This window comes from Arthrobacter sp. 05N33_2 (genome assembly GCF_056397425.1).
Window position 1 is genome coordinate 33,705 of the sequence record NZ_JBFTNJ010000021.1, and the last position, 16,072, is coordinate 49,776.

At 67.2% G+C, this 16,072-nt stretch carries 15 protein-coding genes and 1 pseudogene; 14 read left to right on the forward strand and 2 right to left on the reverse strand.

Features of this window, described 5'->3' with window-relative positions:
* Positions 1–82 precede the first annotated feature (82 nt).
* Entirely contained in the window at positions 83–1,333 is a 1,251-nt protein-coding gene (locus tag AC1DHX_RS11235) for a polysaccharide biosynthesis protein (protein WP_476858867.1), read from the reverse strand.
* 95 nt (positions 1,334–1,428) lie between these two features.
* Here AC1DHX_RS11235 and AC1DHX_RS11240 point away from each other — a divergent pair, with 95 nt between their 5' ends.
* From AC1DHX_RS11240 to AC1DHX_RS11250, 3 genes are read left to right on the forward strand one after another with little or no spacing between them, the layout of a single operon-like run.
* The gene (locus AC1DHX_RS11240; RefSeq protein WP_079552994.1) at positions 1,429–2,184 is read left to right on the forward strand and encodes a glycosyltransferase family 2 protein; all 756 of its coding nucleotides are present in this window, start codon (positions 1,429–1,431) and stop codon (positions 2,182–2,184) included.
* 30 nt (positions 2,185–2,214) lie between these two features.
* The gene (gene rfbB / locus AC1DHX_RS11245) at positions 2,215–3,213 is read left to right on the forward strand and encodes a dTDP-glucose 4,6-dehydratase (RefSeq protein WP_476900040.1); all 999 of its coding nucleotides are present in this window, start codon (positions 2,215–2,217) and stop codon (positions 3,211–3,213) included.
* Positions 3,214–3,216: 3 nt separating this feature from the next.
* On the forward strand, positions 3,217–4,626 hold the full coding sequence (locus AC1DHX_RS11250; RefSeq protein WP_476858865.1) for a sugar nucleotide-binding protein: 1,410 nt from the start codon (positions 3,217–3,219) through the stop codon (positions 4,624–4,626).
* Positions 4,627–4,731: 105 nt separating this feature from the next.
* On the opposite strand, the gene AC1DHX_RS11255 is transcribed toward AC1DHX_RS11250, so the two are convergent.
* Complete coding sequence (locus AC1DHX_RS11255; RefSeq protein ID WP_476858864.1) at positions 4,732–7,227, reverse strand: lysozyme; 2,496 nt, start codon at positions 7,225–7,227, stop codon at positions 4,732–4,734.
* A 291-nt stretch (positions 7,228–7,518) separates the two neighbouring features.
* Here AC1DHX_RS11255 and AC1DHX_RS11260 point away from each other — a divergent pair, with 291 nt between their 5' ends.
* The 11 genes and pseudogenes from AC1DHX_RS11260 to AC1DHX_RS11310 form a co-directional block, all read left to right on the forward strand.
* Entirely contained in the window at positions 7,519–8,742 is a 1,224-nt protein-coding gene (locus AC1DHX_RS11260; protein WP_476900041.1) for a CpaF family protein, read from the forward strand.
* Positions 8,742–9,596: a type II secretion system F family protein gene (locus tag AC1DHX_RS11265; protein ID WP_476856703.1), complete on the forward strand. Its 855-nt coding sequence runs from the start codon at positions 8,742–8,744 to the stop codon at positions 9,594–9,596. The genes AC1DHX_RS11260 and AC1DHX_RS11265 overlap by 1 nt, the downstream gene beginning before the upstream one ends.
* Positions 9,593–10,534, forward strand: coding sequence for a type II secretion system F family protein (locus tag AC1DHX_RS11270; protein WP_476858862.1), 942 nt, complete (start codon positions 9,593–9,595; stop codon positions 10,532–10,534). Before AC1DHX_RS11265 ends, AC1DHX_RS11270 begins: the two co-directional genes overlap by 4 nt.
* 308 nt (positions 10,535–10,842) lie before the next feature.
* On the forward strand, positions 10,843–11,046 hold the full coding sequence (locus tag AC1DHX_RS11275) for a hypothetical protein (protein WP_476859002.1): 204 nt from the start codon (positions 10,843–10,845) through the stop codon (positions 11,044–11,046).
* Between the two features lie 3 nt (positions 11,047–11,049).
* Positions 11,050–11,475: a TadE family protein gene (locus AC1DHX_RS11280; protein ID WP_476900042.1), complete on the forward strand. Its 426-nt coding sequence runs from the start codon at positions 11,050–11,052 to the stop codon at positions 11,473–11,475.
* Entirely contained in the window at positions 11,456–11,908 is a 453-nt protein-coding gene (locus AC1DHX_RS11285; protein ID WP_476856707.1) for a hypothetical protein, read from the forward strand. Before AC1DHX_RS11280 ends, AC1DHX_RS11285 begins: the two co-directional genes overlap by 20 nt.
* A 35-nt stretch (positions 11,909–11,943) precedes the next feature.
* Positions 11,944–12,357, forward strand: a complete 414-nt coding sequence (locus AC1DHX_RS11290; protein WP_476856708.1) for a pilus assembly protein TadG-related protein — start codon at positions 11,944–11,946, stop codon at positions 12,355–12,357.
* 160 nt (positions 12,358–12,517) lie between these two features.
* Positions 12,518–13,633, forward strand: coding sequence for a peptide chain release factor 2 (gene prfB, locus AC1DHX_RS11295; protein ID WP_223916104.1), 1,116 nt, complete (start codon positions 12,518–12,520; stop codon positions 13,631–13,633).
* A gap of 193 nt (positions 13,634–13,826) precedes the next feature.
* A complete protein-coding gene (gene ftsE, locus AC1DHX_RS11300; protein ID WP_043435207.1) occupies positions 13,827–14,648 on the forward strand; it encodes a cell division ATP-binding protein FtsE in 822 nt (273 codons plus the stop codon).
* Entirely contained in the window at positions 14,645–15,559 is a 915-nt protein-coding gene (gene ftsX, locus AC1DHX_RS11305; protein WP_028276034.1) for a permease-like cell division protein FtsX, read from the forward strand. Before ftsE ends, ftsX begins: the two co-directional genes overlap by 4 nt.
* Positions 15,560–15,585: 26 nt before the next feature.
* A pseudogene (locus AC1DHX_RS11310) lies at positions 15,586–16,072 on the forward strand (peptidase M23); the annotation flags it as partial.

Genomic DNA, 16,072 nt, shown 5'->3' on the forward strand with positions numbered 1-16,072 from the left:
TGGGCGGCGTCCGGCTCGGGATTCGTGATCACCCGGGGGCATGCGGTGTTGACGGCGGCGACCGGCCGCGGGTATCTGGCGATCACGCTGCTGATCCTACCTTCCGGCCCCGGCCGCGGGCGCCCGCTGGCAGGATCCGGAGGGAAGGGCGCAGCAGGCCCAGGAACAGGAGGGCCTCGCTCACTGCCATGCCCAGGGCGATGCCGGGAACGTTGGCCGCCAGCCCGGCCGCCACCATGAGCAGCACGCCGACGACGGCGGAAACCGCGGTCCACATCAGCACCGACTTCTGGCGCTGGGCGGGGATCAGCACATTCCGGATCAGGGGCGTTGATGAGGAGATGAAGAAGAAGGACACCCCGTAGAACAGGCAGGTCAGGGTGTCCGCGCGGACAGCTTCGCCGAACATCACGCCGGAGACCCACGGGCCGAACAGTGTGAGGAAGATCCCGCCCGCGAGCCCCAGGGCCGCGTGGGCAGCCATGGCCGCGAAGTGGCGGCGGCGCGGGTCGGCGGCATCGTGCTCCAGGGTCCAGCCCTGGAACGTGTTGCCGAGCGCCACGATCGTGAAGAGCCCCAGGCGGTAGATGGCGTCCGCCGAGGCGAAACCGGCCGTGGCAGCAGCCGACGGCACCGTCGCGGTGGCGATCGGAACCGGGGACGAGCCGTAGGCGCTTCCCGTGAAGTTGATGCCGGCCGTGCCCGCGGTGGGCACGATCTCCCGCACGACGGTCCGAGGGCTCCGGGGCAGCCAGGTCCGGGGTTCGCCGAACCGGCGGTGGAATGCGATCAATGCCACGAGCGTCGTAAAGACCGAGACCAGCCCGTAGGTCCAGACTTGTCCGGTGAGCAGGATGACCGGGGCGCTGATGATGGCCGCGAAGAAGCGGGGGAGGGTGTCGTAGACGGCGAGGATCCGGGGCTGGCCGGTGCCGATGCCGTACCACGCCGGCGAGAAACCGGTCAGCGCTGTGGCCCAGGCCATGGTGATGGCATCGAGGCGGAAACCCTCCCGGGCCACGAGCGCGACGATCACGCTCATGACGGGCAGCACGACGACCGCGAGCAGGATCCGCGAACGGACGCTCCTGGAATAAAGTGCCGCCCGCAGCGGGAAGGCGCCGGCGCGGGCAATCTCGACCGGGCCGGAGATGTTCCAGCTCCAGAGAATGATGGTCGACGCAAAGATGCCAATGGCCTGGCCGGAGGTGATGCTGGACCAGCCGGCGGCCCCCACGACTCGCGAAACGACCGGGAGGAGCAGGAACGGCAGGACCAGCGCCAGCAGCGGCAACAGGGTGAAGCCTGCAAGCCTGAACAGAACGGGTCTCATGCGGTACGGTCCTCGTGCTGGGGGGCTTGACCTAACGATGATACGCGATTGCCCCGCACCGGCCCCTGGCCCAGGAGTCGCCTAGAGTGGTTCGCATGAACGACGAGAATGGCCCCGGCGTGCCGAAGATCAGGGCCAGCGTGTGCATGGCCACCTACAAGGGTGCGGCCTTTGTCCGGGAGCAGATAGCGTCCATCCTCGCCGAGTTGGGTCCCGACGACGAGCTCGTAGTGGTCGATGATGCGTCCCCCGACGAGACTGCCGCGATCGTGGAGGGGATCGATGATCCGCGGATCCGCCTCGTCCGCTCGCCTGTCAACCGGGGGTACGTGCGCAGCTTCGAGGAAGCGATCCGGCTGAGCCGGGGGGAGTACGTGTTCCTGTCCGACCAGGACGATGTCTGGATTCCGGGCCGGCTGGAGCTGATGCTCGCTGCCTTGTCCGGTTCTATGGTGGTCGCCAGCAATTTCGACATGCTGGGCGGCGGAAACCGGCCCTGGATTCCGCGGCTGAAGTCCGCGGACTCGCGGCGGCACGTGGCAAACTTGTTCGCCATCCTGATCGGGTACCGGGCGTACTACGGCTGCGGCATGGCCTTCCGCAGGGAGGCTGCCCGCTACTTCACCCCGATTCCCGCTTACGTCCGGGAATCACACGATCTCTGGCTGGCCATCTGCGGCAATGTAGCCGGATCGATAACCCACCTTGACGAGTCGACCATTTACCGCCGGATCCACGAATCGAACCAGACGCCTGCCGGCCTGCGGTCGCTGCCCAAGATCGTCGCGGCCCGCGTGATGCTGGTCCGGCTCATGGTCGAAGCCCTCCGGAGGACCCGCCGGCGGGTCTGAGCCGGCAACGGCCTTCGGTAAGCTGGCCTCATGCAGAAACTCCTCGTCACCGGCGGCGCCGGCTTCATCGGCTCCAATTTCGTCCACTACGTACTGGAGAACACCGGCCACCACGTCACGGTCCTCGACAAGCTCACCTACGCGGGCAATGTGGAGTCGCTGGCGGGCCTGCCTGCAGACCGGTTCACGCTGGTGCAGGGCGACATCTGCGACGCCGCCGTGGTGGAGCGCCTGGTGGCCGGGTCCGACGTCGTGGTGCACTACGCCGCGGAATCCCATAACGACAACTCGCTGCACGATCCGCGCCCGTTCCTGGACACCAACATCATCGGTTCCTACACCCTGATCGAGGCCGCGCGGAAGCACAACAAGCGCTTCCACCACATCTCCACCGACGAGGTCTACGGCGATCTCGAGCTCGATGACCCGGAGCGGTTCACCGAGAGCACGCCCTACAACCCCTCCAGCCCGTATTCCTCCACCAAAGCGGGCTCGGATCTGCTGGTCCGCGCCTGGGTGCGGTCCTTCGGCCTGCAGGCAACCATCAGCAACTGCTCCAACAACTACGGTCCGTACCAGCATGTGGAGAAGTTCATCCCGCGCCAGATCACCAACGTGATCGACGGCATCCGTCCCAAGCTGTACGGCAAGGGCGAGAACGTCCGTGACTGGATCCACGCCAACGACCACTCGTCCGCTGTCCTGGCGATCATCGCCGGGGGCCGGATCGGGGAGACCTACCTGATCGGCGCCGACGGCGAGAAGAACAACAAGGACGTCGTCGAGCTGATCCTCAAGCACATGGGCCAGGCGCCGGACGCGTACGAGCACGTGGTGGACCGGCCCGGCCACGACATGCGGTACGCCATCGACTCCTCCAAGCTGCGCGAGGAACTCGGCTGGAAGCCGCAGTTCTCCAACTTCGAGGCCGGCATCGAAGACACCATCGCCTGGTACCGGAACAACGAGGACTGGTGGCGGCCCCCGAAGGCCGCCACGGAAGCGAAGTACAAGGAACAAGGCCAGTAGATTATGTCGATCGAGTTCTCGAAAAAGCTCACAGCGCACGAAACCCCGATCCCCGGCGTCGTCCTCTACGACCTTCCGGTCCACGGTGACAACCGGGGCTGGTTCAAGGAGAACTGGCAGCGGGAAAAGATGGTGGCGCTTGGCCTGCCCGACTTCCGTCCGGTGCAGAACAACATCTCGTTCAACGAATCCGCCGGCACCACCCGCGGCATCCATGCCGAGCCGTGGGACAAGTTCATCTCCGTGGCCACCGGCAGGATTTTCGGCGCCTGGGTGGACCTGCGCGAAGGCCCGACCTTCGGCGCCGTGTTCACCGCCGAGATGGACCCCAGCCAGGCCATCTTCATTCCCCGCGGGGTCGGGAACGCCTTCCAGACGCTGGAGGACAACACCGCCTACACGTACCTCGTCAACGACCACTGGTCCGCCGACGCCCAGGGCCAGTACACGTTCCTGAACCTCGCCGACGAGACCGCGGCCATCAGCTGGCCGGTGCCGCTGGGCCAGGCCGAGCTTTCGGACAAGGACAAGGCGCACCCGCGCCTGGCCGACGTCACGCCGATGCCGCCGAAGAAAGTCCTCGTGGTCGGCGCCAACGGCCAGCTCGGCAAGGCGCTGCGCCGGCAGTACGACGGCGACCCGTCCGTTGAGTTTGCCGGCCGGGCCGATTTTGACCTCGGCAGCGAGGACGCCTTCGCCGGACGGAACTGGAAGAACTACTCCACGATCATCAACGCCGCGGCCTACACCGCCGTGGATGCCGCCGAGTTGGCCGAGGGCCGGGCGGCCGCCTGGGCAGTCAACGTCACGGCCGTGGCGCGGCTGGCCCGCACCGCGGTCGAACACGACCTCACCCTGGTGCACGTGTCCTCGGACTATGTCTTTGACGGCACGCGCGCCACGCACGACGAATCGGAGCCGGTGGCGCCGCTGGGCGTCTACGGCCAGACCAAAGCCGCGGGCGACGCCGTCGTCAGTGTGGTGCCCCGGCACTACATTGTGCGCACCAGCTGGGTGATCGGTGAGGGCAACAACTTTGTCCGCACCATGGCCTCGCTGGCCGAGCGCGGCATCGAACCGTCGGTGGTTGATGACCAGATCGGGCGGCTGAGCTTCACCGAAGACATCGCCGCCGGCATCCGGCACCTGCTGGAATCGGGCGCCGAGTACGGTGTCTACAACCTCAGCAACGACGGCGAGCAGCAGTCCTGGGCGGATATCGCCGCGGACGTCTACGAACTCTCCGGCAAGCCGCGGGAGGCCGTGACCGGTGTGAGCACCGAGGAGTACTTCAAGGGCAAGGCTGTCTCGCCGCGGCCGCTGAGCAGCGCCCTCAACCTGGATAAGATCAAGGCGACCGGGTTCACCGTTCCTTCCGCGGCGGAGCGGCTGAGCGACTACCTCGGTTCCTGATTTATCGGTCTTCAACGGTCAGCCCCAGGCACCACAACGCAGACCGGCCCCCGCATGTGCGGGGGCCGGTCTGCGTTGTGCGTGGTGCGGCGTCAGCCAGGGCCACTAATAGGTGAGCGTTTGGCACCCCAGCAGGGAGTTGTTCAGGCTCAGCATCGAGACCGCGACGCCGTAGGCGCACACCCGGTACTGGCCGCGCTGGGTGATGGGGACCGATGACGTGAAGCCGTGGTTGCCGACCGTGTCGAGGGACCGGTTGACGTCCGGGCGCTTCTGGTCGGCCATGAAGGCGTACCCCTTCCGGATCCCGTCAGGCGAGGTCACGTAGACGTGGTCCGGGATCGATGAGGCGGGGAAGGACGGATCCAGGGTCCAGCCGGATGCCTTGATGGAGGCTTTGCCGCTGGTGACCTGGATCGAGGCCGCATCCAGGTAACCCATGGTGGCGGGGGTCGGGGCCGCGCTGATGGACTTGCAGGCCAGCAGGGTGTTGCCGGCCGTGACCGGGGCGATGCCGATGGCATAGGCGCACACGGTGTACTTCCCGGCACCAGTCAGCGGGACCGAGACCTGGAAACCGTGGTCACCGACCGTCTGCAGCGCGGCGTTGACGTCCGGACGCGGGCGGTTCGCGGTGAAGGCGTAGCCGGGATTGGTTCCGTTGGGCGACTGGACGTAAACGTGCACGGGCACGCTCTTGCCTGGCTGCACCGGATCCAGTGCCCATCCGCTCACCTGGAAGTTCGCGGCGTTGGGCGCCTGGGTGAGGGACACCGAATCGTAGGAGCCGAAGGGTGCGGGGTTGGCCTCGACGTTTGTGGTCTTGCAGGACAGCAGCACGTTGGCGTTGCGCCCGATCCCGTAGACGCACGCACGGTACGCTCCCGGAACGGTGGCTTTGACCTGGTAGTCGAAGCCATGGGCCAGGCCCAAGCCGGTCGCGTCCGCGACATCCTTCCGGGCGACGTTGGCGCTCATCCGGTATCCGGTGGTTTTCCCGGCCGGGTCGGTGACGTAGGCGTCGGCATAGCTGGAAGCCGAGGGGTTGGCGAGGTCGGCTGCCCAGCCCTTGAGCTGCAGCGTGACCTTGTCGGCCGTGCGGACCTGGCCGAAGCTGTCGAAGGACCCCGTCGGTGCCTCCACCCCGGTGGCCCGGAGCGACTTGCAGTCCAGGAGTGTGTTGCCGAAGGACCCGATGGCGTAGGCACAGACCTTGTATGTGCCCGAAGCCGTGATCCGGACCGTGCCGTCGAAGCCGTGCAACGGACCGTAGCCGAGGGCCTGGTCAACATCGGGCCGGGGCTGGTTGGCCTGCCAGGCGTAGCCCTTGGTGGTCCCGGACGGATCAGTCACGTAAATGTGGGTCTGGATCGAGGACGATGTCCTGGCCAGGTCTGCCGACCAGCCCCGGGCGCGCAGGGAGACCGCGGCGCCGTCGCGGGTTACGGAGAGGTCGTCGAAGGACCCGGTGGGCAGCGGCGTCCCGGCGAAGCGCTGGAGTGAGGCATAGTCGCCATTCCAGATATTGGAGTCACCCACGAACGGCCCGGTGCTGCTGTATTGCCACATGCTGAAAACGCTCCAGCTGGAGGGGACGGGCCCGGCGTTGTCCGTGGCGGAGAGCGGGTAGGACGCGACCCACAGCGGGTAGTCGCCGAAACCCGCCGCGTTGGCCGTGCACTGGTTCCACCACGACGTGTTGGTGTAGATGACGGGAAGGCGGCCCGTGAGGGCCCGCATGGAGTTCCCGAAGTCGCGCACCCATGACGTCAGCTGCGAGGGGGACATGCCGTAGCAGGTGTTGCCGAAGTAGAAGCCGTTGATGGTGCGGCCGGCGTAGGGGTTGAATTCGAAGTCGAGGACCGGGGGCATKGTCCGGCCGTCGGCACTCCAGCCGCCGCCGTTCTGGACGAAGAAGCGTGCCTGGTCGGCTCCCGAGGACCAGTTCGGGATCGCGAAGTGGTAGGCGCCCCGGATCATCCCGACGCTGCGGGCGCCGTCGTACTGGGCGCCGAAGGAATCATTGGTGAAGTAGTTGCCTTCGCTGGCCTTGACGTAGGCGAAGCGGGCCCCCATGTTCCACTGGCTTTGCCAGTTCACGCTGGTCTGGTGGCCGCTGACGTCGAGGCCTTTGACCCCGTACGACGGCGACCACGTGCCCTGCGTGGTGAGCGATTCAATGGCGGCGGACTGGGTGGTCGCCTTCAGTAGTGGCGAGGGAGCGCTGACCCGGGCGGAGCGCTGGCCCATCTCGGCACCACCGGGGCCGACGGCCGCGGCCATGGCGGCCCGGTCCTTGACGCCGCCCGCCGCCGCCGCGGACTGTGCCGCTGCCTGCGTTGCGGTCGGGGCCGGTGCCGGGGCAGGGGCCGGGGCCGGTGCCGGGGCGACCGTGGTGGCCGGGCGGGCCGTTGCGGATGGCGCCGGAACGGTGCTCGTGACCGTCGGCGACGGGCTGGCAGACGCCGGGGGCGTGGCCGGCGGCTCCACGGCGGTTGCCGGCGACGGAACGCCGGTGATGGCCAGCAGGGTGGCGGCCACGAGAATGGCCCCTGCCCGTCGGCATCGGTGGGTGGTGGGGGGATATAGGGTGCGCTTCATGTTCCGCTCCGGGGCAATGGCACGCTGTGGGAGCCGCGCCACACGGTCTCGCGCCCGAGGGGCTACGAGGAGAGCTGGCCGGGCTGAGAGAATGTCTGACTTAACGCGCTCACCCTAACATCGGCCGACATCTGAGACCAGTGATTCAAGTGTTACCAAAGTGAAAGTTGTCATGTTGAAACCAGGCGGTTATCCACATACACCTTTGGCACCCCTTGCCGGGCCGGTTGCCCGCCCCTAGTTTTAACCCCATCGCGCCGGCACAGGGGCGGCAGTCATATGGGGGTCCAGGTGGAGGCTGTACGCATTGTTGAGGACGAGGTCCGTGAACTGATCCGCCGGCGGGGCCTTGACCCCCTGCGGGAGTCCGGCGAAGTCCGGCGCCTGGTCGAGGCGGCTGTCAGCGACTACGACGAACGGGCCCTCCTGGCGCCGCTGCCCCCGCTGGGCCCTTTGGAGTCGGCCCGGAGATTCGTCTTCGACGCTGTGGCGGGCTTTGGTGCGCTCCAGCCGCTCCTGGACGATCCGGGCATCGAGGAAATCTGGCTCAACGCGCCCAATGAAATCTATGTGGCGCGCAACGGCGAATCGGAACTGACGTCCGTTTCGCTGACGGACCAGCAGGTCCGGGACCTTGTGGAACGGATGCTGAAGAGCTCGGGCCGGCGCCTGGACATGTCCTCCCCGTTCGTGGATGCGGCGCTCCCGGACGGCTCCAGGCTGCACGTCGTGATCCCGGACGTCACCCGGCGTCACTGGGCCATCAATATCCGCAAGTTCGTCGTCAAAGCCAGCCGGCTCGAGCACCTGGTGGAGCTGGGAACGCTCACCCCGCAGGCGGCCAGGTTCCTCGGCGCGGCCGTCGCCAGCGGCCTCAACATCCTGGTCTCGGGCGCCACGCAGGCGGGCAAAACCACTATGCTCAACTGCCTCGCCGCCAGCATCGGCACCCGCGAACGGGTCATCACGGTGGAGGAAATCTTTGAACTGYAGCTGCCGCTCCGCGACGTCGTCGGTCTTCAGTGCCGTCAGCCGAACCTGGAGGGGCAGGGGGAGATTCCGCTGCGCCGCCTGGTCAAGGAGGCCCTGCGCATGCGGCCGGACCGGCTGGTGGTCGGGGAAGTCCGGGAGGCCGAAAGCCTGGACATGCTCATCGCTTTGAATTCCGGGCTTCCCGGGATGTGCAGCGTGCATGCGAACTCCGCCCATGATGCCGTGACAAAAATCTGCACGCTGCCGCTGCTCGCCGGCGACAACATCTCCAGCGCGTTCGTAGTGCCCACCGTCGCGTCCTGCATCGATCTGGTGGTCCATTGCAGCAGGCACGCCAGCGGGCGCCGACAGGTCACCGAGATCCTGTCCCTGGGCCGCCGGGTGGAAAACGGGATCATCGAGTCATCCATGGTGTTCACGATGTCGGACGGGCAGCTTCTGCCCAAGGCCAACTCCATGCCCGCCGCGGAAAAGTTTGCCCGCTCCGGGTACGACGTCGCGGCGCTGCTGGAGCAGCGGTGATGGCGCCGCTGGTCGGGATGGTGGGCGGCGCCGGCCTCCTGCTGATCTGGTGGTCCGCATGGGAGACGCCTGAGAGCGTGCGGCGCAGGCCCCGGACCAGCCGGCTTGAGGACCTCCTGCGGTCGGCGGGCATCGAAAAGGTCAGCGCGGCAGGGCTGCTCGCCTCGTGCCTTGGACTCGGGGCCTTCACAACGCTCGCGTTCTTCGCAGTTACCGGGTCTTGGCCGATCTCGGCATGTTTTGGCCTGTTCGGCGGCTGGCTGCCGATGGCGATGGTCCGGTGGCGTGCCAGAAAGCGCACGGCTGTCCTCCGCCAGCTCTGGCCCGACGTCGTTGACCATTTGCGCTCAGCCATCAGGGCCGGCCTGTCGCTGCCGGAGGCCCTTATCCAGCTGGGCGACAAGGGCCCCGTGGAGCTTCGCCACGTGTTTGTGGACTTTGGCTCYGACTACCGGTCGGGAGGCCAATTCGATCCCTCACTCACCCGGCTCAAGGACCGTCTGGCCGATCCCGTGGCGGACCGGATCGTCGAGGCCCTCCGGCTAACCCGGGAGGTGGGCGGTTCGGACCTCGGGAGGCTGCTGGGAACCCTCGCGGAGTTCCTGCGGGAAAGTGCCAGGACCCGGAGTGAGCTGGAGGCAAGGCAATCCTGGACCGTCAACGCCGCACGCCTGGCCGTCGCTGCGCCCTGGATTGTCCTGGTGTTGCTGGCCAGCCGTCCTGAGGCTGTGATGGCGTACAACACCCCGCTCGGCGCTGCCGTCCTTTTGGGCGGCCTTGCCGTCTCCCTGCTGTCCTACGCCATCATGCTGCGTATCGGGGCGCTGCCGGAAGAACAGCGGGTCCTCCGGTGACCGGCCTGATGGCCGGCGCCACGGTGTGCGGGGCCATGCTCGGGGCGGGCCTGTGGCTGTTCCTCGTCCGGCTCCCCTTCATGCGCCCAACGACGTTCGTCGAACGTATCGAACCGCAGCTGAGAACCCACAGCCTCGAATCCCGGCTTTTGCGCACCGCCCCGCGGAACGTCACACCGTTTGGGCCGCTCGAACGGATCCTCCGCCCGGCGTTCCGGGACGGTGCCAGGTCCCTGGGCCGGATCAACCTTGGCGCGACGGCGTTAAACCGCAGGCTCGCCCGCGCCGGCAGCGCCAAAACAGCCGTGGACTTCCGGGCTGAGCAACTCCTCTGGGCGGCCGGCGGATTCGTCCTCGCCGTCGGCGTCGTGGCGCTCGCCGGTTCGATCGGCCGCTTCAGCCCGTTCGTCGCCGTCGTGGCCGTCGTGGGCAGCGCCGTCGGCGGGTTCCTGCTCCGGGACTACCTGTTGGGCGCGCACATCAAGAAACGGGAGACGCGGATGATGGCGGAGTTTCCGAGCATCGCCGAACTCATGGCCCTGGCCGTCAGCGCCGGCGAAAGTGCCACCGGTGCCCTGGACAGGGTCTGCCGCAGCGCGCGGGGTGAGCTCTCGCAGGAATTCGGCCGTGTCCTCGCCGAGATCCGGTCCGGCAAGCCCCTCGTGGAAGCCCTCCACGAGTTCTCGTCCAGGACGGATCAAGGGCCGCTGCTCCGTTTCGTGGACGGGATGATCGTGGCCGTCGAACGTGGAACACCCCTCGCCGACGTCCTCCGGGCGCAGGCACAGGATGTCCGGGACACAGCCAAGAGGGAGCTCATGGAGTCCGCCGGCAAGAAGGAAATCGGCATGATGGTGCCGCTTGTCTTTGGCGTCCTGCCGCTCACGGTCTTCTTCGCCGTCTTCCCCGGTCTGGCCGCCATCAGTCTCGGACTCTAGGAACCTGGCGAACGACGACGACGGACAGCCGACGACGGACAGCCGGCGGCTGCCCACCGGCCGGCCCGGGCAGGACTCAAGAAAAGTCATACGAGGAGGGAACAGGATACGAAGGACGCCCTGCAGCTGGCCGGCCAGCCTGGGGCACACGGTGCACGATCTGCCGGCGACACGTCACGAACCATCAGATCCAAAAACAGGACTCCGGAAAAACAGAAAACCAGAAAACAGAAAACCAGAGAACCAGGAAAGAGGACACGGTGAAGAACTTCGGAACCCGGGCGGCATTGGCGGCCTGCGCGCTCAGCATGTTGACCTGGTGGTCTGCTCCGTCGCAAGCGCGGGCGGGGGACCACTCTGACGTGGGAACCGCCCATTCCCAGCGCGGGGACGTCCCCGGCTGGGTCATGATCACCCTCATGTCGGCAGTCCTCGTGGCCGCCCTGCTCGCCCTCGCCGGTCCTGCGCTTGAGGGACTCTTCAACCAGGCCATGGACAAGGTCGGACAGTAGGCAATGGCAGCCCAGGGCGGGGGGACCGGGCGCCAGATCGAAAGCGGGGAAAACCGCAAGGGCGTAGAGCGGGGCGCTGCAGTGGTGGACTTCGTGCTGATCGGTGCGTTGCTCACCTTGCTCTTCCTCGCGATCGTCCAGCTCACCCTGGTACTTCACGTCCGGAATACGCTGATCGACGCCGCCGCCTCGGGCGCCAGATACGGCACGTTGGCCGACCGCAACGACGGGGACGCCAAGGAACGGACTGTCCAGCTGATCACSGCGGCGCTCAACYCGGATTTCGCGCGGGACGTGGGGACAAGCGAATCGACGTTCCAGGGCATCCGCACACTCGAGGTGACCGTCCGGGCACCCCTGCCGGTCATCGGCTTCATCGGTCCCCGGGCGCTCTTGGAGGTGAAGGGCCATGCGGCCATCCAGCGGTGAACGGCCGGAGCACGGCGCCTCACCGGAACAGGGGAGTGCCGTGGTCGAGTTCGTCTTCCTGTCCGCGCTGCTGATGGTGCCCCTGGTGTACTTCATCATCACCGTGGGCCAGATCCAGGGCGGCTCGTTCGCAGTCGTGGGCGCCGCCGACCAGGCCGCCAAGGTCTACGTGGCCCAGCCGGACGCGGCCAGCGGCCGGGCAGCGGCAGAGCAAGCCGTGCTGCTGGCGCTCGCCGATTACGGCCAGCCGGCGGAAAACGCCACCGTCGACACCCGCTGCGAACCTGCCGACTGTCTGGCTCCCGGCTCGGCGGTGACAGTCACCGTCCGCCTCACCGTGCCCCTGCCGTTTGTGCCGTTCAGCGACGCACTGCATCTGAACGCGAGCCAGCTCAGCGCGTCGGCAACCCAGCTGGTGGGCAGGTTCCGGTGAGGGGCCGGCCCGGGCCCCGCCCGCAGGAGGGGCAGGTGCTGGTGCTGAGCATCGGCTTCGTGCTGATTGCCCTGCTGGTCGCCACCGTCGTGATGGCGGCCTCCAGCGTCTACCTCGAACACAAGAAGCTGCTCTCCCTCGCGGACGGTGCCTCGGTGGCGGCCGCGGACAGTTTCACCCTCGGCCAGCTGGGCAACGCCGGCGGCACACCGTCCGCCGTCCTCAGCGGGGCGAGGGTGCGCAGCGCCGCCGTCGACTATCTGGGCCGCAACGGCGCGTTCGACCGCTTCAGCGCCCTGGCCGTGGCGTCCTCGACGGGCAGCCCGGACGGCGCCACCGCCGTCGTGGTGTTGAGTGCAGCCGTCCACCCGCCGGTGGTGAACTTCCTGGTGCCGGACGGCATCCGGATCGAGGCGACGTCCACGGCGCGGTCCCGCCTCAGCCGCTGAGTTGCTGGCCCACCACTCCGGTTGCCCTGTCAGTAGATGCTGCCAACCAGGCCGTCGGGCAACCCAAAGTGACAGGGCAACCATCTATCGGGCAACCCGAAGTGATAGGGAAACCGGCAGGGTCGGGCGGCTAGGACACATAGCGTAGGCTTAAAAAACCATGGCAAACATTGATTTTCCCGCTGAAATCCGCGCACTGCGGGCCACCTACACGTCCATCGAGAACGTCTCGAACGTCGAGGCGCTCAAGGAAGACATCGCCGAGCTCAGCGAGCGGGCCGGTGAACCCAATCTTTGGGACGACCCCGCCGCGGCGCAGGTCATCACCTCGAAGCTCTCGCACAAGCAGACCGAGCTTGAGCGGCTCAACAAGCTCGTGGCCAGGATCGACGACCTCGAGGTCCTCGTGGAGCTCGGCCAGGACGAGGACGACGCCGACTCCATGGCCGACGCCGCCGCGGAACTCGAATCGGTCCGCAAGGCGCTGGCCGACCTTGAAGTCGTCACCCTGCTCTCCGGCGAGTTCGACGAGCGCGAAGCCGTGGTGACCATCCGCGCGGGCGCCGGTGGCGTGGACGCGGCGGACTTCGCCGAAATGCTGCTGCGCATGTACCTGCGCTGGGCCGAACGCCATGGCTACCCGACCACCATCATGGATACCTCCTATGCCGAAGAAGCCGGGCTGAAGTCCGCCACGTTCGAGGTCAAGGCGCCGTACGCCTTCGGCACCCTCAGCGTCGAGGCCGGCACCCACCGCCTGGTCCGGATCAGCCCGTTCGACAACCAGGGCCGCCGCCAGACCTCATTCGCGGCCGTGGAAGTGATCCCGCTGATCGAGCAGACGGACTCGATCGACATCCCGGACAACGAGATCCGCGTGGACGTCTTCCGTTCCTCCGGCCCCGGCGGCCAGTCGGTCAACACCACCGACTCCGCGGTGCGCCTGACCCACATCCCCACCGGCACCGTGGTGTCGATGCAGAATGAAAAATCGCAGCTGCAGAACCGCGCCGCCGCCCTGCGCGTGCTGCAGTCCCGGCTCCTGCTGCTGAAGAAGGAACAGGAGGACGCCGAGAAGAAGGCGTTCGCCGGCGACGTCAAAGCCTCATGGGGCGACCAGATGCGCTCCTACGTCCTGAACCCGTACCAGATGGTCAAGGACCTCCGCACCGAGCACGAGGTCGGCAACACCTCGGCCGTGTTCGACGGCGAAATCGACGACTTCATCGACGCCGGCATCCGCTGGCGGACGGACAACCGCAACGCCGAGAAGTAGGCCCGGCGCCGGGCCGGGCGCCTCCACTGGGAGGTCCCTGACAATCGCGCGACACGCCCCGCCGTTCCGGCGGTTCCGCCGTTACCCGTGCGTATAGTCGAGGGGCCGGAGCTCTACTTCCCCCAAACGAAAGCCCTTGCGCCGGCAGCAGAACCGGGCCCTCGCGGCCATGTCCTGCAGGGTACTAAGGGCCATGATCCGTTTCGAAAATGTCACCAAGGTCTATGACCAGAAGGCGCGGCCGGCGCTGGATTCGATCAACCTTGAGATCGACCGTGGCGAATTCGCCTTCCTCGTCGGCGCCTCCGGCTCCGGCAAATCGACCTTCCTGCGCCTGGTCCTCAAAGAGGACCGCGCCTCCTCCGGCGCCGTCTACGTGGCCGGCCAGAACGTCGCGAACATCTCCAGTTGGCGCGTGCCGCGCCTGCGCCGCGGGATCGGCGTCGTCTTCCAGGACTTCCGCCTGCTGCCGCAGAAGACCGTCTTCGCCAACGTCGCCTTCGCCATGCAGGTCATCGGCAAGAGCCGCAGCGTCATCCGCGACACGGTCCCCGAGGTCCTGAAGACCGTCGGCCTGGAAGGCAAAGAAAACCGTCTCCCGCACGAACTCTCCGGCGGCGAGCAGCAGCGCGTGGCGATCGCCCGCGCCGTCGTGAACCGCCCCGGCATCCTGCTGGCCGACGAGCCGACCGGAAACCTGGACCCCACCACGTCGATGGGCATCATGGGCGTGCTGGACAAGATCAACCAGAACGGCACCACCGTGGTGATGGCCACGCACGACGACGACATCGTCAACGAAATGCGCAAACGGGTGGTGGAACTGAAGAACGGGGTCGTGATCCGCGACGAGGCCAAGGCCCTCTACACCTCCATGATTCCCGTCGTGGGCCAGTCGCGCCGCCTGCGCGATGCCAGCGGACGGGACGAACAGCCGCAGGTTATCCCGCCCCGGGCCGGCTCGCGCGCCGAAGCCCGCGCCGAGTTCCGCACCGCAGGGGAGGGCCAGGCGTGAGGCTTGCATTCGTCCTGGGCGAGATCGGCAGCGGCCTGCGCCGCAACCTGTCCATGGTGATCTCCGTGATCCTGGTGACCTTCGTGTCGCTGACCTTCGTCGGCGCTGCCGGCATGCTGCAGCTGCAGATCAACCAGATGAAGGGCTACTGGTACGACAAAGTCCAGGTGGCCATCTTCCTCTGCAGTGACGGTTCGACGGCGCCCGGCTGCGCCACCGGTCCGGCGACGCCGGAGCAGGAGGACAACCTGCGCACGCTGCTGAAATCGCCCGCGGTGGCGCAGTACGTCAACGACTTCCAGTACGAGTCCAAGGACGACGCCTACAAGCACTTCAAGGAACAGTTCTCCAATTCCCCGATCGTTGACTCCGTGACCCCGGACCAGCTGCCGGCGTCCTTCCGGATCAACATGAAGGACCCGGAGAAGTACGAAATCATCAGCGAGACCTTCTCCTCCCAGGCCGGGGTGGAAACCGTGATCGACCAGCGGCAGCTGTTGGAGCGGCTGTTCTCGGCCATGAACGCCGCGTCCCTGGTGGCCGTGAGCATTGCCGGCGTCATGATCATCTGCGCCATCCTGCTGATCGCAACCACCATCCGGCTCTCCGCGTTCAGCCGCCGCCGGGAAACAGGCATCATGCGCCTGGTGGGCGCGTCCAAGATGGTCATCCAGCTCCCGTTCATCCTCGAAGGCGTGATCGCCGCGGTGATCGGTGCCGCCCTGGCGTCCGGCACCCTGTGGGCCGTGGCCCGCTTCTTCCTCGAAGGCGTCCTGTCCAAGCAGTATCCGGACACCGCGTTTATCTCGCCCGGGCAGACCCTGATCCTGGTACCTGCCCTGATTGGCCTGGGCGTTGTCCTGGCCGGAATTTCCTCCCTGCTGACCCTCCGCCGGTACTTGCGGGTCTAGCTTTGCGCAACGAAAAGGGAATGCTTATGACACCGATGGCCCGCCGCCCCCTCCGGCAATCCCTCCGGCTCCGCCTGGTGGGGCGCCGCAGCCGGATGATCAGCGCCACCCTGGCGCTGGTCCTGGCCGGGACCATGGGGGCCTCGAGTCCGGCGGCATTCGCCGACGACCTTGAGGACCAGCAGGCCGCGCTGCGCGAGGAGGCGGCCCGGGTCCAGCACTCCCTCGAATTCGTGGACGGCAAGATCGCCCAGGCCGCGGCAGACCTGGTCCTGTACCAGGGCCAGCTCCCCGGCGCCCAGCAGGCGCTCACGGACGCCCAGGGCCGGGTGGCCGGAGCGGTCCAGGAAGTGCAGGCCCTCGCGGCCCGCGTGGACCTGGCGCAGCAGAACAAGGCAAAAATCACGCAGCAGCTGGAAGCCGACAAACAGAAGATCGCGGACACCCGGAAACTGATCGGGCAGATCGCCACGCAGGCCTACAAGTCCGGCGGCGTCCCGTCCAACCTGTCCC